Annotated in this window: 17 protein-coding genes and 3 tRNA genes; 18 read left to right on the top strand and 2 right to left on the bottom strand. The window is 42.5% G+C overall.

Annotation, left to right across the window (positions count from 1 at the left end):
* Nucleotides 1-10 precede the first annotated feature (10 nt).
* From leuD to RIN70_RS05080, 8 genes are all read left to right on the top strand, one after another.
* Nucleotides 11-601, top strand: a complete 591-nt coding sequence (gene leuD, locus RIN70_RS05045; RefSeq protein WP_313790747.1) for a 3-isopropylmalate dehydratase small subunit — start codon at nt 11-13, stop codon at nt 599-601.
* A 98-nt stretch (nt 602-699) separates the two neighbouring features.
* The gene (locus RIN70_RS05050; protein ID WP_003003291.1) at nt 700-1,485 is read left to right on the top strand and encodes an L-threonylcarbamoyladenylate synthase; all 786 of its coding nucleotides are present in this window, start codon (nt 700-702) and stop codon (nt 1,483-1,485) included.
* A gap of 99 nt (nt 1,486-1,584) precedes the next feature.
* The gene (locus RIN70_RS05055; RefSeq protein WP_313790748.1) at nt 1,585-1,950 is read left to right on the top strand and encodes a hypothetical protein; all 366 of its coding nucleotides are present in this window, start codon (nt 1,585-1,587) and stop codon (nt 1,948-1,950) included.
* A 56-nt stretch (nt 1,951-2,006) separates the two neighbouring features.
* Complete coding sequence (locus RIN70_RS05060) at nt 2,007-2,417, top strand: hypothetical protein (protein ID WP_313790749.1); 411 nt, start codon at nt 2,007-2,009, stop codon at nt 2,415-2,417.
* A gap of 368 nt (nt 2,418-2,785) precedes the next feature.
* Nucleotides 2,786-3,562, top strand: coding sequence for an SDR family NAD(P)-dependent oxidoreductase (locus tag RIN70_RS05065; protein ID WP_313790750.1), 777 nt, complete (start codon nt 2,786-2,788; stop codon nt 3,560-3,562).
* A complete protein-coding gene (locus RIN70_RS05070; RefSeq protein ID WP_272143535.1) occupies nt 3,559-4,701 on the top strand; it encodes a glycosyltransferase in 1,143 nt (380 codons plus the stop codon). The genes RIN70_RS05065 and RIN70_RS05070 overlap by 4 nt, the downstream gene beginning before the upstream one ends.
* Entirely contained in the window at nt 4,694-5,362 is a 669-nt protein-coding gene (locus RIN70_RS05075; RefSeq protein ID WP_272143533.1) for a hypothetical protein, read from the top strand. The genes RIN70_RS05070 and RIN70_RS05075 overlap by 8 nt, the downstream gene beginning before the upstream one ends.
* A complete protein-coding gene (locus RIN70_RS05080) occupies nt 5,310-6,593 on the top strand; it encodes a glycosyltransferase (RefSeq protein WP_272143531.1) in 1,284 nt (427 codons plus the stop codon). The genes RIN70_RS05075 and RIN70_RS05080 overlap by 53 nt, the downstream gene beginning before the upstream one ends.
* Before the next feature lie 82 nt (nt 6,594-6,675).
* On the opposite strand, the gene plsY is transcribed toward RIN70_RS05080, so the two are convergent.
* Nucleotides 6,676-7,320 (bottom strand): glycerol-3-phosphate 1-O-acyltransferase PlsY, encoded by a 645-nt coding sequence (gene plsY, locus RIN70_RS05085; RefSeq protein WP_201087858.1) that lies wholly within the window; start codon nt 7,318-7,320, stop codon nt 6,676-6,678.
* Nucleotides 7,321-7,507: 187 nt separating this feature from the next.
* Between plsY and parE the strand changes: the two genes are divergently transcribed.
* The 10 genes from parE to RIN70_RS05135 all read left to right on the top strand — a co-directional run bounded on the left by parE (nt 7,508) and on the right by RIN70_RS05135 (nt 16,979).
* A complete protein-coding gene (parE, locus tag RIN70_RS05090) occupies nt 7,508-9,457 on the top strand; it encodes a DNA topoisomerase IV subunit B (RefSeq protein WP_070450120.1) in 1,950 nt (649 codons plus the stop codon).
* A 56-nt stretch (nt 9,458-9,513) separates the two neighbouring features.
* A complete protein-coding gene (locus RIN70_RS05095; protein WP_070450117.1) occupies nt 9,514-10,332 on the top strand; it encodes an aminoglycoside 6-adenylyltransferase in 819 nt (272 codons plus the stop codon).
* 172 nt (nt 10,333-10,504) lie between these two features.
* Nucleotides 10,505-12,958 carry a DNA topoisomerase IV subunit A gene (gene parC, locus RIN70_RS05100; protein WP_195623663.1) on the top strand — a complete coding sequence of 818 codons (2,454 nt, stop codon included), beginning with the start codon at nt 10,505-10,507 and terminating at the stop codon, nt 12,956-12,958.
* A gap of 175 nt (nt 12,959-13,133) precedes the next feature.
* Nucleotides 13,134-14,156: a branched-chain amino acid aminotransferase gene (locus RIN70_RS05105; RefSeq protein ID WP_313790751.1), complete on the top strand. Its 1,023-nt coding sequence runs from the start codon at nt 13,134-13,136 to the stop codon at nt 14,154-14,156.
* 234 nt (nt 14,157-14,390) lie between these two features.
* The gene (locus RIN70_RS05110) at nt 14,391-14,621 is read left to right on the top strand and encodes a DUF2969 domain-containing protein (RefSeq protein ID WP_021153135.1); all 231 of its coding nucleotides are present in this window, start codon (nt 14,391-14,393) and stop codon (nt 14,619-14,621) included.
* A 52-nt stretch (nt 14,622-14,673) separates the two neighbouring features.
* Nucleotides 14,674-14,754 (top strand) — tRNA-Tyr (locus RIN70_RS05115).
* A 9-nt stretch (nt 14,755-14,763) separates the two neighbouring features.
* Nucleotides 14,764-14,835, top strand: a tRNA-Gln gene (locus tag RIN70_RS05120).
* 168 nt (nt 14,836-15,003) lie between these two features.
* Nucleotides 15,004-16,203 (top strand): 30S ribosomal protein S1, encoded by a 1,200-nt coding sequence (gene rpsA / locus RIN70_RS05125; RefSeq protein WP_003011990.1) that lies wholly within the window; start codon nt 15,004-15,006, stop codon nt 16,201-16,203.
* Nucleotides 16,204-16,434: 231 nt separating this feature from the next.
* Nucleotides 16,435-16,506 (top strand) — tRNA-Arg (locus RIN70_RS05130).
* A 56-nt stretch (nt 16,507-16,562) separates the two neighbouring features.
* Entirely contained in the window at nt 16,563-16,979 is a 417-nt protein-coding gene (locus RIN70_RS05135) for an NUDIX hydrolase (RefSeq protein ID WP_045759394.1), read from the top strand.
* Between the two features lie 44 nt (nt 16,980-17,023).
* Here RIN70_RS05135 and RIN70_RS05140 read toward each other — a convergent pair whose 3' ends face one another.
* Complete coding sequence (locus RIN70_RS05140) at nt 17,024-18,010, bottom strand: L-lactate dehydrogenase (RefSeq protein WP_021153137.1); 987 nt, start codon at nt 18,008-18,010, stop codon at nt 17,024-17,026.
* Nucleotides 18,011-18,085 lie beyond the last annotated feature (75 nt).

An 18,085-nucleotide genomic window follows, 5' to 3' on the forward strand; every position in this document is an offset into this window, starting at 1 on the left:
AGGAGGAAGCATGGAGAAATTTACCATTTATACAGGAACAACAGTTCCTTTGATGAACGATAATATCGATACCGACCAGATCCTCCCCAAGCAATTCTTAAAGCTGATTGATAAAAAAGGTTTTGGGAAATACCTCATGTATGCTTGGCGCTATTTGGATGACCAATATACTGAGGATCCAGAATTTATCTTTAACAAGCCAGAATACCGCAAGGCAACCATTTTGATCACTGGTGACAATTTTGGGGCTGGTTCCTCTCGGGAGCACGCAGCCTGGGCTTTAGCTGACTATGGTTTTAAAGTCGTTATCGCCGGCTCTTTCGGAGATATCCATTACAATAATGAGCTCAATAATGGCATGCTACCGATTGTCCAACCACTAGAGGTTCGTCAAAAATTGGCAAGTTTGAAGCCGACAGATCCAGTGACAGTAGATTTGGAAGAACAGAAGATCCTCTCGCCTGTTGGAGAGTTTCGCTTTGAGATCGATCAAGATTGGAAACACAAGTTGCTCAACGGCTTGGATGATATCGGGATTACGCTTCAGTACGAAGACTTGATTGCAGCTTATGAGAAGAACCGGCCAGCTTACTGGCAATGATAAAATTGTATACTTAATTACGAATTTTCTGAAAATATATTGAATTTGAGACTATTTTTTGATACAATACTAAAAAGAATAGAAAAGGAAAGAGACTTATGACAAAACACATTCAATGGGACGGACAACTTTCACAAGAAGGATTTGATATTCTTAAAGGAGAGGGTGGCTGTATCGTCTGCCCTACCAAAGTTGGCTACATCATCATGACCAGTGACAAGGCTGGCTTGGAACGTAAATTCGAAGCCAAAGAACGTAACCGCAACAAACCAGGTGTGGTTCTTTGCGGAAGCATGGATGAACTTCGTGCCCTTGCACAATTGAATCCTGAAATCGAAGCCTTCTACCAAAAACATTGGGATGAAGATATCTTGCTTGGTTGTATCCTTCCTTGGCGTGAAGATGCTTATGCAAAATTGCAGGCTTTCGGAGATGGACGTGAAGAACTCATGACAGACGTTCGTGGAACTTCATGCTTTGTCATCAAATTTGGTAAAGCTGGTGAGCAAATCGCCAAAGAAATGTGGGAAAAAGAAGGCAAGATGGTTTACGCTTCTTCAGCCAACCCTTCCGGTAAAGGAAACCGCGGGAAGGTCGAAGGAATCGGTGAGCGTATCGAAGGTGCCGTGGACTTGGTTATCGAAGCCGATGATTATGTAGCTTCTATCCAACCAGACAAGACCATTGAAACGCGCTATGAACAAGGTGTAATGGTCTCTATGGTTGATGCCGAAGGAAAATTGATTCCAGAACAAGGAGCAGGTAGCCGTTCCGTCAATACTTGTCCAGTCGTCATCCGTAAAGGATTGGATATCGATAAGATCATGATGCACTTATCTGATCATTTCAACTCTTGGAACTACCGCCAAGGGGAATACTATTAAGAAACAGAATAAAGCATTCCATTTGGAATGCTTTTTTTGTGAAAGGATAAAAGATGGTATAATAGATTCAAACGATGTTCCAATAGAAGAGGAGTTGGTATGGTCTCCAGAAAAGCATTTATCGATAAAGCCAATCAGGAAGGTTTTTCCTTCAACATCCAAATCCCATGGTGGCGGTACAATAACTTCAAGTCATTGGTCTGGAGAAAAAAGCTCTCTGAGGAGCAACTCTATCAGATTTTTCTTTTACTTTGTAGAGAGGTAGAAGACCGGCAAATGCAGGCAGTAGCCGATAAGAGAAAGTATCAGACCGGATTTTATATAGTCGCATGCAATGGTCGCGAATTTCGCTTTGAGTTTGCTTTTAAAAAGAATCAAGAACTAAGAGTTTATAATCTCTTTGAGACCGTCAATGGTCGCAAGAAACTCACCCTGATGGACCTGCTTGATTACATAATGGATTGACTGTGTATAGAAACAATAAGGGGTCACTATAGATTGACAACAGAAAGAGTGGTTCTATGATTTCAAGAGATGCATTTTTAGAAAGAATCAATCAGGAGGGATTCTCATTTAGCATTGAAATTCCTCGCAGAAGTTTTTCGGATTTTACATCATTAGTTCGGAGAAGAAGAATTTCAGAAGAAGACCTCTATCAGCTGTTTTATAACTATTGTCAAGAACTAGAAAACTGTTTGAAAGAAGCGGGAGATAAGCGACGCTTGCTCTTCAATAAGTTTCCAGTTAGCCCCGTTCATGATAAATATAAAACGAAATTTGATACAGTGGCACCCAACGGTCGTGAGTTTCGCTTTGAGTTTGTATTTAGCAATGACAATCGTTTAAAAGTTTATCATCTTATCGAAACGGTTAATGGTCGTAGGAAAAAAACACCTATGGAAATACTGACGGACCTAGTCGATGCTTTATAGTGGATACTGATCTAAGAGAAATCTTATGAGATACCTATTTCTTCTTGATTCCATTGAGCCTAGTGACTATAATGAGTGAGTTTAATAAAGCTACAGGTAGACTCTTGTTCCTCTGCTTGTTTACTCTTACTTTTTCATGTTGCTACTATTTGTAATCATCACAGCTCCAGTAGTTTTATTAAACCGACCTTTCCTATTTGATCGCCTAATAGCTAGTAGTTATTGAAGTACGGTTGGGAAATAGACAAAAGACAAAAAGGACTCTATTTTTACGTTAGAGACCTTTTTGACAAGTAGGGGTTGAACTGTAAAGCTGGAGAATGGTAATAATAGTTTTCTAACTGCTTGAAATTTGGTACACTAGAGCTATGAAGATGGAAGATACAATAAAAAAAGGGATCATTATAGGAGCTACAGGAGGGATTGGTCGTCAATTAGCGAAAGAATTGGCACAACGTTTGGAGCATCTGATTTTAGTGAGTCGAGATGCTGACAAACTCTTCCAAGTCCAAAAGGAACTAACTAGGAGTAAGGCGCAGCTTTCAATCCTAACATTAGATATGCTAGATCAAGTGGCTCTAGAAGCTTTTGTAGAGAGTCTAGATGCTGATCTTCTCGTCAATTGTGCGGGACTAGCCTATTTTTCCCTAGGATGTGACCTTGATTCAGCCAGTGAGCAAGACCTCTGGCAGGTCAACTACCATAGTCCAGTCCAGCTAATCAAGCAGGTGGTGCAAAAGAATCAGAAGATCAAGCTGGTCCAGCTGTCTTCGTTGGCAGCTCTTTTTCCTCATCCCTATCTAGCAGCCTACAGTGCTAGCAAGGTTGCCTTGCAGACCTACACTCTTGCTCTCCAGGAGGAACTGAGGCAATCAGATTCCCCGATTCAGCTAGGTCTCTATATTCTTGGACCAGTCCAAACAGCTATTTTTCCTGCCAAACTAGTAGAAGCATTGGGAGGTGGTAGCTTGCAGATGAAGCCTGAGAAAGCTGCTCAGCAGTTGATACGATTCATAGAAGGGGATACTTCCTATGCTGTTATCGGGCTTCGCTATCGCTTGCTAGTTTGGCTAGGTCGCTTGCTTCCCCAAAGGTGGATCATCCGTCTCCTTGCTATATATTTAAAAAAGGGACTTAATAGATGAAATTTGTATTTATATTTTTAGCCGTTACTTATCTTCTCTTATTTCTCATCCGTTGGTTGCTGTCCTTCACTTATTATAAAAAAAGTCAGGTTCATACTGCGGACTTTCCAGAACAGCTTTTTACAGTGGTTCAACCCATCCTTTCTGGGGATCCTCGTTTAGAGAGTGATTTGAGGGCCAATCTCCAGCAAACTGAAGCAGTAGAATTCTACTGGTTGATTGATCAGTCTGATACAGAAGCCCAGCGAGTAGCAGATCGGATTTGTCAAGACGCATCCTTTGCCCAACGCATTCGAATTTTTCTCATTGAAGACGTCCCTCAGGGGATTAATCCCAAGAGTTACAAGATTGAGCAGGTTGTAGAGGAGCTAACCCGGCCTTATCTGATTGTTTTGGACGATGATAGTGTGATTGATTTTTCTAAAATGGGTGAGCTAACTGACTATCTGGGTCAAGAGGTCATTCTGACAGGTATTCCTTATAACCAGGAGAGAAGCAATTTCTGGTCTAAGCTGGTTGCAGCATTCGTTAATGGCAATTCCTTTATTACCTATTTTACAATGGCAGAAGTTGAGGCGAATCACTCCATCAATGGGATGTTTTATATCCTGCCGGTGGAACTTGCAAAAGGCCAGAAGCTCTTCACAGCGATTAAGGATTTTCTATGTGATGATTTAGCCGTGGCCGATTTTTTAAGGAGTAAAGGAGTATCCATTATCCAAACAAGGGTCACCTGTAATGTTCGAACGACTATCAAGGATGCCAAGCAATATTTGCTCCAGATGAAGCGTTGGCTTCTCTTTAGCTCTATCTACCTCAAAGAACACCTGGACTGGAAGCTGTTTAGCCTCATAGGTTTACCGAGTTTTCTACCTCTTCCAACTTTGATCCTAAGTCTCATTTTAGGATGGCCTTATCTTCTTCTAGCCTTAAGCTTACTGGTATTCAAGGCAGTATGGATGCTCCTCTATCGGCAAAGCATTCTATCCAATCGCCTACACTTGGATGAAGTCATCTACGAAGTGCTGAATGATCTCCTGCTTCCTTGGTTGTTTGTCTATGTTCTATTGACTCCTCCTGTGATAAACTGGCGGGGGCGGAAGATTCGTGTGACGGACGGAAAGATTCGTTATGAGTAAGATGAAGTCCTATCTAGACCGTTTGTCTGCCTTATCTCTTGATCAGACCATGCTAGACTCTAATCGCTTGGTCCTCTTTCTCAGTGGGAGCAGTGACTACTCCTGTGCTGGACTGACAGCAGGACAACTGGAACTCCTACATGCGATTTGTCCATTAGGTTATAGAGTAGTAGAGAGTAATTTCCCCTTCAATCAAGATTTTGAACATATAAAATTTCCTCAAGTATCCCTAATGTCGGCTTCTGCATCCAATATCATCTATTATTGGTATACCATTTTGAACTCTCGCTTTCAAAAGCTCTTACAACAACACTTGTCTCCCTTACTGGAAGTGCAGGAAGTAGTTCTTGTTTGTAAGAGTTCAGGGGTCAATATGCTGACGCAGTGGCTCAGAAGTTTAGGGAATCAGGTCTCCCTTCCAAGATTGCGTGTGATAGCGCTTGGCCCGGTTTCCCAGCTTCTCTTACGTCAAAAGGAGGTAGAGGTATTGGTTATCAAAGGCAAAAAAGATCCTTATTCACGAATTTTGGACCGCCATTTAGCGGATATCCAAGTGGATACGAATCATTATAGCTATGAATACAGAGAAGATGTGAAAGGAATCATCTATGACTGGATTAGACAAAGTGATAAAAATCGATGTAATAAGCGTTCCCTTTAGTGGCCATTTATTTCCGACTTTGACTTTGGTCAAGCCCTTGCTGGAGGATCCTCGTTTTCAGGTTCGAGTCATCACAGGTTTTCAGAAAAAGGCATTGGTTGAGCAGATTGGTTTTGACTGCCTTGCCTTATTTCCTGACCGTCCGACAGTCATGGAAGATATAGCCAATACAGCCAAGCAAGCAAACCTATTTATCATGTACCAACAATTAGGGGCCAATAGCAAACTGATTCCTGAAGTTTTCAACGAGATAAATCGAATTTGGGACTCTGAAGGACAACCAGACTTGATTATTGCAGATTTCGTAGCAGCTCCTGCTGGTGTTTTAGCGGATCGTTTGGGGATTCCTTGGATTACGACCATTCCAAGTCCAGTAGCGATAGAGAGTCGTACGACCACTCCGGCTTATCTAGGAGGCTGGAAACCGCATCAGGGAATCTTCTACAAGTGGAGAGATGCTCTGGGTAGGCAAGTCATCCGTCTGGCAAAGAAAGTTGGGTTTGCGCTGGTTAAGAAGAATCTTGATACCATACAGGATTTTAAACTCTACCGTGAAGATGGGACAGAAGGGGTCTATTCTCCCTATTCAATCTTGGCTCTGGGCATGAAAGAGTTGGAGTTTCGAGACGATTTTCCTTCCCAGCTTAAATGGGTTGGTTATCGCTGTCTCTCTTTTGATCGACTTCCTCAAGAACAGAAACAGTATTTTACGAGTTCTAAAAAGCGGGTCCTCGTTACCTGTGGCACTCATTTAAAATGGGAAAAAGAGCGGATGGTGGAGTTGGCAAAGCTTTTGAGCCAAGAACATCCTGACTATGTCTTTTACGTAACCTTAGGCGACCCTAATGGTTTGGAGAATCCACCCAAGATGTTGTCGGAGAATCTTTTGATCTTTGATTACCTCCCCTATTCAGATGTTCTGGATCAAATGGATTTTGCCATTCATCATGCAGGTGCTGGGATTTTGATGGGGTGTATCGAAGAGGGGATTCCTAGTCTGATTTTGCCCCAGGACTATGACCAGTTTGACAATGCGGTTCGGGCTGAGTTATTCCAAGTAGGATTGGTTTCTCGTAAAAAGACAGATTCCGAAGTTTTGCGCTTATTTAATGAATTGGTTTCTCGGGAAGATTGGTCGCACCTAAAGGCTCTGGCTCAGAAAAGCAAAGCCTACCAGTCAACAAAGATTCTTTATCAAGAAATTGAGAGACTCCTGAAAGTGAAGTTATAGAAGAAAGAGGAGGGAGAGACTCCTACTTGCTTTCTTCCATAGATCTTCTATTTAATGAACATAAAAAACTAGAGCGCTTGCTCTAGTTTTTTGGTTGTTGATGGGTGATATTCTTTCCCCAAGGGATGAGATTTTCTTTTTTCTCTTTGATCCGTTGGATATTGTCCTTGTGACGAAGAATGATCAAGGTCGCTAGTGCCAAGACAATGATTGTAAAAAGTGGATCATAGCTGTGCAAGATCCATCCAGTCAATGGGAGAAGGAGGACAGATAGAATGGCGAGTAGCGCAACGGTAACACTCGAAAACGAGATCATACTGGTTAAATACAGGCTGGCTACAAAATAGACAGCTAAAATGAGTAGCAGGATAGGCGAGAAACCAAGTAAGACACCAGCACTCGTCGCCACTGCTTTTCCACCTTTGAATCCAGCAAAAATCGGGAATGTGTGTCCCAAAACAGCTAAGAGACCAAAGACCATCGGTGAGATCCCCTGAATTCCGAAGAAAGTCGGAAGGAGAACGGCTAAAGTCCCTTTTAAGAAATCAATCGCAAAGACGATGATCCCAGCTTTCTTCCCTAAAATCCGAAAGGTATTGGTCGTTCCTGTATTGCCCGAGCCATGTTCCCGTATATTAATATGGAAAAAGATTTTCCCAATCCATAATCCCGAAGGAATGGAACCTAATAGATAGGCTAAAATTAAAACACTTATTTCTTTTATCATACTTTCATTATAACAAAAAGCCATCAATAGAAAAAGCAATTTTTTGAGTTCAAGTGTGACATCTGAAGAAAGTGCTCAGCCAGTATTTTATACTGAGATATAGAAATCTCCATATAAAGAGAAAAAATTTTGCAAAATTTCCTAAAAAACTGTAATATAGAAAAGATGAACAAACAGGAGGTTCCTTGTGGCAAAAAAGGAAATCAATATTAATAATTATAATGACGATGCCATTCAGGTACTAGAAGGGTTGGATGCAGTCCGTAAACGTCCAGGAATGTATATCGGATCGACCGATGGAAACGGCTTGCATCACATGGTCTGGGAGATCGTGGATAATGCGGTCGATGAAGCCTTGTCTGGCTTTGGCTCACAAATCGATGTCACGATTAATAAAGATGGTTCTCTATCGGTAGAAGACCAGGGACGTGGAATGCCGACAGGGATGCATGCTATGGGCAAACCGACCGTTGAAGTGATTTTTACGGTCCTCCACGCTGGAGGGAAGTTTGGTCAAGGAGGTTATAAGACATCTGGAGGTCTTCACGGAGTGGGATCATCGGTCGTCAATGCCCTTTCTAGCTGGCTTGAGGTAGAAATTACCCGTGATGGAGCTGTCTACAAGCAACGCTTTGAAGATGGTGGAAAACCAGTTACGACTCTTGAAAAGATTGGCTCGGCTCCCAAGTCTAAGACAGGGACCAAGGTCACCTTCATGCCGGATCCAACTATCTTTTCAACGACGGATTTCAAATTTAATACCATTGCTGAGCGGATCAAAGAATCAGCCTTCTTGCTTAAGGACGTGACGCTGACGCTGACCGACCTTCGTAAGGAAGAAGATAACCATGTGGCCTTTCATTATGAAAATGGTGTCCAAGATTTTGTAGAGTACTTGAACGAAGACAAGGAAACTTTGACACCTGTTCTCTACTTTAGTGGCGAATCAGATGGTTTTCAGGTAGAAGTAGCCATGCAATACAATGATGGTTACTCAGATAATATCTTGTCCTTCGTAAATAATGTCCGCACCAAAGATGGGGGAACCCACGAGACAGGTCTGAAGTCAGCCATTACCAAGGCCATGAACGACTATGCAAGAAAGACAGGACTTCTCAAGGAAAAAGACAAAAATCTGGAAGGATCAGACTACCGCGAAGGTTTGTCTGCTGTTCTTTCAATCTTGGTCCCAGAAGCTCATTTGCAGTTTGAAGGGCAAACCAAAGACAAATTAGGAAGTCCCTTGGCTCGTCCAGTCGTTGATAGCATTGTTTCTGATAAATTGACCTTCTTCCTCATGGAAAATGGAGAGTTGGCTTCTAATCTCATTCGTAAGGCTATTAAGGCCCGTGATGCGCGTGAAGCAGCTCGAAAAGCGCGGGATGAAAGCCGAAATGGCAAGAAGAGCAAAAAGGACAAAGGACTTTTATCTGGTAAATTGACACCAGCCCAGTCTAAAAATCCTAAGAAAAATGAACTCTATCTAGTCGAAGGAGACTCTGCTGGCGGTTCTGCCAAACAAGGACGGGACCGTAAGTTCCAAGCGATTCTCCCTCTTCGTGGGAAGGTTCTCAATACTGAGAAAGCCAATATGAGTGATATTCTCAAGAACGAGGAAATCAACACCATGATCTACACCATTGGTGCAGGAGTTGGGGCAGATTTCTCTGTGGAAGATGCCAACTACGATAAGATCATTATCATGACCGATGCGGATACAGATGGTGCCCACATTCAGACCCTTCTCTTAACCTTCTTCTATCGCTATATGCGACCTTTGGTAGAAGCTGGACATGTCTACATTGCGCTTCCTCCTCTTTATAAGATGTCGAAAGGCAAAGGCAAGAAAGAAGAAGTAGCCTATGCTTGGACAGATAGCGAATTAGAAGAGTTGCGTCGGACCTTTGGCCGTGGAGCAACCCTCCAACGGTACAAAGGGTTGGGGGAAATGAATGCGGATCAGCTTTGGGAAACGACCATGAATCCAGAAACTCGTACCCTGATCCGTGTCACCATTGATGATTTAGCGCGTGCAGAACGCCGTGTCTCCGTCCTTATGGGAGATAAGGCTGCACCACGTCGTCAATGGATTGAAGATAACGTTAAGTTTACCTTAGAAGAAAATACAGTTTTTTAATCACTTTCTACTTATAAATTAAATAAGCTGGGATGTAGAAATGGTAAGGAATCGACATGAGAACTGATACAGAAATGATGAATCTGATTTTGCAGATAGCTGAGTCCTTGCAAGTGGAAGCAGTGGCCTTATCCGGTTCGCGAGTCAATCCTCGGGCACCCAAAGACGAGTTTCAAGATTATGATGTGGTCTATATCGTTGATGATCTAGAAGACCTGATTTCAGATTTATCCTGGTTGGATCAGTACGGAAATCGACTCATCGAACAGCACAACCGACTGGGACATCGTCGTCTGTATCTCATGCTCTTTGAAGACGGCAACCGTATCGATTTGACCCTCTGTCCCAAGGAGTCTATCCAAGAGTGGGTGGACAGCGAAGCAAATTTTGAAGTTATAAAAGACGACAAAGGTTTGTTTGAAGCCTATCAGCCTAATTCCAAGCGCTATTGGACCGTTCCGCCTACTGAAGAGGAATTTGCAGCATCCTGCAATGAATTTTGGTGGGTATCGGCTTATGTCGTAAAGGCCATTCGAAGAAATCAGCTTATTTATGCGACCGACCACCTCTATGGCATTTGTCAGCAAGAACTTTTCAAGGTCTTAGCTTGGCAGGTGACAAGCGATAGGGGAGTAGTTGACATCGGAAAGAACTACAAGCACCTCTTCCAGTATCTACCAGCTGAGCAAGAGAAGGAGTACTCAGCTTTGCTTGATTTATCTAGTTTCGATAAAATCACTAAGTCTTTATTTGCTACCATGGGGCTATTCAATCGAGAAGCTCAAATTCTGGCCCAAAAGATGGGGTTTACTTACGATAAGGAAGTAGCAGAAAAAATGACTTCTTATGCTAAAGAGAAACTTTCTAATCATTAATGAATCTATTTTAAACATCAGAAAGGAACGTTTGGTTACTTGGTGTGACTGAATTCCTTTTTCTACAAAAGACTACTCAACATTCTTTGAAAGGAGTTGAACACGCCCTGAGTGCTGTGTGAAAAAGATAAATTTCTTATTTTCACTTTGTATTTTACGGGCTTTGTATCTTATGTCTAATATTCAAAATATGTCCTTGGAGGACATCATGGGGGAGCGCTTTGGTCGCTACTCCAAATACATTATTCAAGAACGGGCTCTTCCTGATATTCGGGATGGCTTGAAACCAGTTCAACGGCGGATTCTTTATTCGATGAATAAGGATGGCAATACCCATGACAAGGGCTACCGCAAGTCTGCCAAGTCTGTTGGTAATATCATGGGGAATTTCCACCCTCACGGGGACAGTTCCATCTATGATGCCATGGTCCGCATGTCTCAGGACTGGAAAAATCGTGAGATCCTAGTCGAAATGCACGGAAACAATGGTTCCATGGACGGTGATCCACCGGCAGCCATGCGTTATACGGAAGCTCGTTTGTCTGAAATTGCGGGTTATCTTTTGCAAGATATCGAAAAGAATACAGTGCCTTTTGCCTGGAACTTTGATGATACGGAAAAAGAGCCAACTGTTTTGCCGGCAGCCTTTCCAAACCTCTTGGTCAATGGGGCAACAGGGATTTCAGCTGGTTACGCGACAGACATTCCGCCACACAACCTTGCTGAAGTCATTGATGCCGTGGTCTATATGATCGACCATCCATCTGCCAAGGTAGACAAGCTCATGGAGTTTCTACCTGGACCGGATTTCCCAACTGGTGCCATTATCCAAGGCCGGGATGAGATTAAGAAAGCCTATGAAACTGGTAAGGGTCGGGTGGTTGTCCGCTCTAAAACCGAGATTGAGCAGCTCAAAGGAGGCAAGCAGCAAATTGTTGTTACCGAGATCCCTTATGAGATCAACAAGGCTGTCTTGGTCAAGAAAATTGATGATGTCCGTGTCAACAACAAGGTTGCTGGTATCGCTGAGGTTCGGGATGAGTCTGACCGAGATGGTCTTCGTATTGCCATTGAGCTCAAAAAAGATGCCAATGCAGACTTGATCTTGAACTACTTGTTCAAGTATACGGACTTGCAGGTCAACTATAACTTCAATATGGTGGCGATTGACAATTATACCCCTCGTCAAGTGGGGATTATACCGATTCTCTCTAGCTACATTGCTCACCGTCGGGATATCATTGTCGCTCGCTCGCGCTTTGATAAGGAAAAGGCAGAACGACGGCTCCACATCGTAGAGGGCTTGATCCGCGTGATTTCCATCCTCGATGAAGTCATTGCCTTGATCCGCGCTTCTGAAAACAAGGCAGATGCCAAGGAAAACCTCAAGGTCAGCTACGATTTCACGGAAGAACAAGCAGAAGCTATTGTTACTTTGCAATTGTACCGTTTGACCAATACGGATATCGTGACATTGGAAGAAGAGCATGCCAGTCTCAAGGAGCAAATCGCGACCTTGGCAGCCATCATTGGGGATGAACGGACTATGTTTAACCTCATGAAGAAGGAATTGCGTGAAGTCAAGAAGCTCTTTGGTAACCCTCGTCGCAGTGAGTTGCAAGACACTGCTAAAACGATTGAGATCGATACAGCTAGTCTGATCGTTGAAGAGGAAACCTTCGTCAGCGTGACCCGTGCGGGTTACATTAAACGGACCTCTCCTCGTTCCTTCAATGCGTCGACAGTGGAAGAAGTCGGTAAGCGGGACGACGATGAATTGATTTTCGTAGAGCCTGCTAAGACCACTCAGCATCTCTTACTCTTTACCAACTTGGGGAATGCCATTTATCGACCAATTCACGAATTGACAGATACCAAGTGGAAGGATATCGGAGAGCACCTCAGTCAAACCTTGACCAATTTCGAGCAAGAGGAAGAAATTCTCTTTGCGGAGATTGTGGATCAGTTTGAGGGAGTTACCTACTTTGCAGCAACCCAACAAGGTCAAATCAAGCGCTTTGAACGCAAGGAATTGAGCCCATGGCGGACTTATCGTTCTAAATCGACTAAGTATGCTAAGCTAAAAGATCAAGACGACCGTATCGTAGCAGTTGCGCCAGTTGTTCTTGAAGATATCATGATCATTACTAAAAATGGGTATGGGTTGCGCTTCAATGTTGAGGAGGTCCCTGTCGTAGGAGCCAAAGCAGCAGGGGTCAAAGCCATTAACCTCAAAGATGGGGACCAAGTTGTGGCCGTCTTTAAGTCAACGACGCCAAGCATGTACATTCTGACTCATAGAGGTAGTCTGAAACGGATGTTACAAGACGATATTCCTGTGACCAGTCGGGCCAAACGGGGACTACAGGTCTTGCGTGAGTTGAAAAATAAACCACACCGCGTCTTCAAGGCAGGTCCAGTCTTCACTGACCAGGGAGATTTTGATCTCTTTACGAGCCAAGATGAAGTGGCAGAACAAGATCAAATTCTTCAGATCACTTCTACAACAGGGCAGGTGACAGAAATTGATTTGACGCAATTAAGCATTTCTGAAAGAACAAGCAATGGATCCTTTGTCAACGATACCATTTCGGATCAAGAAGTTTTTTCAGCTACCATCAAATAAAAGAAAGCGTCGGTCCATTCTAGGACTGACTTTCTTTAAAAATAAATTTTCTGAAAATTGAAAATTTCGCTTGAAATTCTCATGAAATGGTGTACAATAGTGTACATAGATTGAGAAACTGAATCGACCTGCATCAGATCGACTAGGAATAGAAAGAATTAAAAGGAGCATTATCATGACAGTATCACTTGATTGGGAAAACCTTGGCTTTTCATATATGAAATTACCTTATCGCTATTTGGTATATTATCGCAATGGAGCTTGGGAAAAAGGGGAATTGACAGAAGATGCGACTTTGCATTTGTCCGAATCTTCTCCAAGTTTGCATTACGGTCAGCAAGCCTTTGAAGGGTTGAAAGCCTACCGTACAAAAGATGGAAGTATCCAATTGTTCCGTCCAGATCAAAACGCTAAACGTTTGCAACGCACAGCAGATCGGTTGCTGATGCCTCAAGTACCTGTTGACATGTTTGTAGATGCTTGTAAGGCAGTGGTAAAAGCCAATGAAGAGTATGTTCCACCATATGGTACAGGAGCTACCCTTTACCTTCGTCCACTTTTGATTGGGGTTGGTGATATTATTGGTGTGCATCCAGCAGATGAGTATATCTTTACCATCTTTGCCATGCCTGTCGGTAACTATTTTAAAGGTGGTTTGGTCCCAACGAACTTCTTGATTCAAGATGAGTATGACCGTGCTGCACCACATGGTACAGGGGCTGCAAAAGTTGGTGGGAACTACGCAGCTAGTATGTTGCCAGGTAAGATTGCGCATGATCGTAACTTCTCTGACGTGATTTACCTCGATCCAGCGACTCACACCAAGATTGAAGAAGTTGGTTCTGCAAACTTCTTTGGTATCACTGCTAATAACGAATTTGTGACGCCATTGAGTCCGTCTATTTTGCCATCGATCACCAAGTACTCTTTGCTTTACTTGGCAGAACACCGTCTTGGTATGACACCAATTGAAGGGGATGTCTTTATTAATGAGCTGGATCGCTTTGTAGAAGCAGGAGCTTGTGGTACCGCAGCTGTCATCTCTCCGATCGGAGGTGTTCAACACGGTGATGACTTCCATGTCTTCTATTCTGAAACAGAAGTAGGTCCTATCACACGTAAGCTCTATGACGAGTTGACCGGTATCCAATTTGGCGATGTCGAAGCGCCAGAAGGATGGATTGTCAAAGTCGATTAAACCGAAAGCATCTGAGATAAAAGTGTCCAGGCTTCAATGAGAACGAGTCTTAACGAAGGACGTAGTAGCTAAAGTTTCTCTTCATTCGCTTTTAGGCTCAAAAGAGTGCCGAATGACCTTTTCGGGGGTGGGAGAAAGAAGGAATTTCTAACTAAATTCTTTCTGCCCACTCCCTTTTCTCTTGCGTCATCAAGAGAATTTTTGTAAAATAGAAAAAGTGAAAAGAGGGTTGAAATGAGTAAAAAAGATAAGAAAATTGAGATTCAAATCGTTGATAGTAAAGTAACCGTCGGAAAAGACACTTTTGATGGATTCACTTTGTCCATTGGCAAGAAAACGATTGGTGAAATTGCAGACATGGGTGGGCAATTTGCCATTATCAAAAATGGAAATGTGGATTCTCTTTACAAAAAACTTGAAAAAGCCGTTGAAATTTTGATAGAAAATTATAATTTGAATAAATAAGGGCTTGCAATCATAATAAATCAATGGTATAATAGATCCTGTTGATTTATATGGAGAGATAGCGAAGAGGCTAAACGCGGCGGACTGTAAATCCGCTCCTTCGGGTTCGGGGGTTCGAATCCCTCTCTCTCCATTTCATTCATGGGGTATAGCCAAGCGGTAAGGCAAGGGACTTTGACTCCCTCATGCGTTGGTTCGAATCCAGCTACCCCAGTTCTTAGGTAATATCAGATAAGTGATAAAATATCTATCCAGGTATTTTATTTCTTTATAGGATGAGTCGTTAAAGATTGTAGATGATCTCATTGCGAGTGCTTGCTTAGGAAAAATAATTATAAGTATGTCAAGTTTTAGAAAACTTGATTGTTGGAGGATTTTTTAGATGAATGAATTTGAAGATTTGCTAAACAGTGTTAGCCAAGTTGAACCAGGTGACGTTGTTACTGCTGAAGTATTGACAGTTGACGCGAACCAAGCTAACGTTGCAATCTCTGGAACTGGTGTCGAAGGTGTCTTGACTCTTCGCGAATTGACAAACGATCGTGATGCTGACATCAACGACTTGGTAAAACCAGGTGAAACACTTGAATTGCTTGTTCTTCGTCAAGTAGTTGGTAAAGATACTGATACAGTAACTTACCTTGTATCTAAAAAACGTTTGGAAGCTCGCAAAGCATGGGACAAATTGGTTGGACGTGAAGAAGAAGTTGTTACTGTTAAAGGAACTCGCGCTGTTAAGGGCGGACTTTCAGTAGAATTTGAAGGACTTCGTGGATTTATTCCAGCTTCAATGCTTGATACTCGTTTTGTACGTAACACTGAACGTTTCGTAGGTCAAGAATTTGATGCTAAAATCAAAGAAGTAGATCCAAAAGAAAACCGCTTTATCCTTTCACGTCGTGAAGTTGTTGAAGCTGAATCAGCTGCAGCACGCGCAGAAGTATTTGGTAAATTGAACGTTGGTGATGTCGTAACTGGTAAAGTTGCACGTATCACAAGCTTCGGTGCCTTCATTGACCTTGGTGGTGTTGATGGATTGGTTCACTTGACAGAATTATCACACGAACGCAACGTATCACCTAAATCAGTTGTAACTGTTGGTGAAGAAATCCAAGTGAAAGTTCTTGACTTGAACGAAGAAGAAGGTCGTGTATCACTTTCATTGAAAGCTACAACCCCTGGACCTTGGGATGGCGTTGAACAAAAATTGGCTGCTGGTGATGTTATCGAAGGAACTGTTAAACGTTTGACTGACTTCGGTGCATTCGTTGAGGTATTGCCAGGTATCGACGGACTTGTACACATCTCACAAATTTCACACAAACGTGTTGAAAATCCAAAAGATGTTCTTAAAGTTGGACAAGAAGTAACTGTTAAAGTTCTTGAAGTAAATGCTGCAGATGAACGTGTATCACTTTCTATCAAAGCTCTTGAAGAACGTCCAGCTCAAGAAGAAGGCGAAAAACAAGAAAAACGTCAATCTCGCCCACGTCGTCCAAAACAAGAAAAACGCGACTTTGATCTTCCAGAAACTCAAACTGGATTCTCAATGGCTGACTTGTTTGGCGATATCGAATTGTAATATTTAAAAGAGGCTGGGACAAAAGTCCTAGCCTCTCAATTATTTTTGGATTGTCGTGCAAGACGCAGTGGTTGAGTGGGCTCTACTACGCTGATTTCATCAGCTTTTACAGCCCTACTCAACTGTGCGGTGGTGGGACGACGAAATCGAATTCTAACGAATTACCGATTTCTGTCCCACTCTCTTTTTTACTTGTAAAATCTTTAAAAATTTGATATACTATAACAGTTGCCACCCTTAGTGTAATGGATATCACGTAAGATTCCGGTTCTTGAGATGGGGGTTCGATTCCCTCAGGGTGGATGATTCATAACGAGGCTCCTCGGAGTCTTTTTTGCTCTTTCTTGGAGGAACATGCAATGACAGTAAAATTAATCGCCCATACCTTGATTGAGAAAGACGGGAAGTATCTGCTTATCAAACGCTCGAAAATAAAGCGAGGTCTCCCTAATGTCTATCCATCTTATTGGGATATTCCAGGTGGAAGTGTAGAAGAGAATGAATTGCCCAGAGAGGCTGCTCTACGTGAGGCTATTGAGGAGGTTAATCAAAAGCTTCGGATTAATAAGATTATCCACGAAGATAGTCAATTTGATGCCAGCAAAGATACTGTCTTTACACGCCTAGTTTATGCTGGCGAGATTTTGGAAGAGCGTGATTTTATATTAGATCCAGAAGAGCATACAGACTTTAAATGGATTTCTTCTTTGAAAGACATAGAGAGCAATCTCGTTGTGCCTTATTTGCTTGAAATCCTTGCTGACAAATCCAAATAAAGCAGCTAAAAAACATCCCCTTTTAATAAGGAGATGTTTTTTTCTTAGTTTTTAGAAGCTTCTTGGAATTCAGGGTTTTTCCATGCTTCATCAATGATTGCTTGCAATTCATCAGCAGAAGCTTTCATTTTTTGTTGTTCTGCATCGTTCAATGGGATGTTCACTGGACGTACAATACCGTGTGCACCTACGATGGCAGGTTGACCGATAAAGACGTTGCTAACACCATATTGACCTTCTTGGAATACAGAAAGTGGAAGTACTGCATTTTCATCATCAAGGATTGCTTTAGTGATACGAGCAAGGGCAACAGCGATACCGTAGTATGTAGCACCTTTTTTGTTGATGATAGTGTAAGCAGCATCACGAACGCCTTCAAACAATTCGATCAATTCAGTTTCTTGAACGTTTTGAGTGTCTTTAAGGAATTCTTCAAGGTTTACACCAGCGATGTTAGCGTGTGACCATACAGCGAATTCTGAGTCTCCATGTTCACCCATGATGTAGGCGTGCACTGAACGAGCATCAACGTCCAATTTTTCAGCAAGTGCTTGACGGAAACGAGCTGAGTCAAGAGAAGTACCAGAACCGATAACGCGTTCTTTAGGGAATCCTGAGAATTTCCATGTAGAGTATGTCAAAACGTCAACTGGGTTAGCAGCTACAAGGAAGATACCGTTAAATCCTGATTCAATAACTTGTGTTACGATTGATTTGTTAATGGCAAGGTTTTTACCAACAAGATCAAGGCGAGTTTCACCTGGTTTTTGAGGAGCACCTGCAGTAATTACAACAAGGTCAGCATCCGCACAGTCAGCGTACTCAGCCGCATAGATCTTCTTAGGTGAAGTGAAGGCAAGGGCGTGGCTAAGGTCAAGCGCATCTCCGACAGCTTTTTCGTGCAATTGAGGAATTTCGATAATTCCAAGCTCTTGTGCAATTCCTTGGTTGACAAGTGCAAATGCATAAGATGAACCTACGGCACCGTCACCGACAAGGATAACTTTTTTGTGTTGTTTAGTCAAATCCATGAGTCTAAACGTCTCCTTCATTTTTTTTTGAGATAGATTCTCATACGACTTCATTCTACCACTTTTGAAAGTCTT

The sequence above is a fragment of the Streptococcus parasanguinis genome (assembly GCF_032163505.1).
GTDB classification, from domain to species: domain Bacteria; phylum Bacillota; class Bacilli; order Lactobacillales; family Streptococcaceae; genus Streptococcus; species Streptococcus parasanguinis_V.

What these genes read in the sequence shown, in the direction of transcription:
- RIN70_RS05105 (WP_313790751.1), top strand. Translation starts at nt 13,134, where the DNA reads ATGACAGTATCACTTGATTGGGAAAACCTTGGCTTTTCATATATGAAA.
- RIN70_RS05065 (WP_313790750.1), top strand. Translation starts at nt 2,786, where the DNA reads ATGAAGATGGAAGATACAATAAAAAAAGGGATCATTATAGGAGCTACA.
- RIN70_RS05140 (WP_021153137.1), bottom strand. Translation starts at nt 18,010, where the DNA reads ATGGATTTGACTAAACAACACAAAAAAGTTATCCTTGTCGGTGACGGT.
- RIN70_RS05075 (WP_272143533.1), top strand. Translation starts at nt 4,694, where the DNA reads ATGAGTAAGATGAAGTCCTATCTAGACCGTTTGTCTGCCTTATCTCTT.
- RIN70_RS05050 (WP_003003291.1), top strand. Translation starts at nt 700, where the DNA reads ATGACAAAACACATTCAATGGGACGGACAACTTTCACAAGAAGGATTT.
- rpsA (WP_003011990.1), top strand. Translation starts at nt 15,004, where the DNA reads ATGAATGAATTTGAAGATTTGCTAAACAGTGTTAGCCAAGTTGAACCA.
- RIN70_RS05060 (WP_313790749.1), top strand. Translation starts at nt 2,007, where the DNA reads ATGATTTCAAGAGATGCATTTTTAGAAAGAATCAATCAGGAGGGATTC.
- RIN70_RS05095 (WP_070450117.1), top strand. Translation starts at nt 9,514, where the DNA reads ATGAGAACTGATACAGAAATGATGAATCTGATTTTGCAGATAGCTGAG.
- plsY (WP_201087858.1), bottom strand. Translation starts at nt 7,320, where the DNA reads ATGATAAAAGAAATAAGTGTTTTAATTTTAGCCTATCTATTAGGTTCC.
- RIN70_RS05070 (WP_272143535.1), top strand. Translation starts at nt 3,559, where the DNA reads ATGAAATTTGTATTTATATTTTTAGCCGTTACTTATCTTCTCTTATTT.
- parC (WP_195623663.1), top strand. Translation starts at nt 10,505, where the DNA reads ATGTCTAATATTCAAAATATGTCCTTGGAGGACATCATGGGGGAGCGC.
- RIN70_RS05110 (WP_021153135.1), top strand. Translation starts at nt 14,391, where the DNA reads ATGAGTAAAAAAGATAAGAAAATTGAGATTCAAATCGTTGATAGTAAA.
- RIN70_RS05135 (WP_045759394.1), top strand. Translation starts at nt 16,563, where the DNA reads ATGACAGTAAAATTAATCGCCCATACCTTGATTGAGAAAGACGGGAAG.
- RIN70_RS05080 (WP_272143531.1), top strand. Translation starts at nt 5,310, where the DNA reads ATGACTGGATTAGACAAAGTGATAAAAATCGATGTAATAAGCGTTCCC.
- RIN70_RS05055 (WP_313790748.1), top strand. Translation starts at nt 1,585, where the DNA reads ATGGTCTCCAGAAAAGCATTTATCGATAAAGCCAATCAGGAAGGTTTT.
- leuD (WP_313790747.1), top strand. Translation starts at nt 11, where the DNA reads ATGGAGAAATTTACCATTTATACAGGAACAACAGTTCCTTTGATGAAC.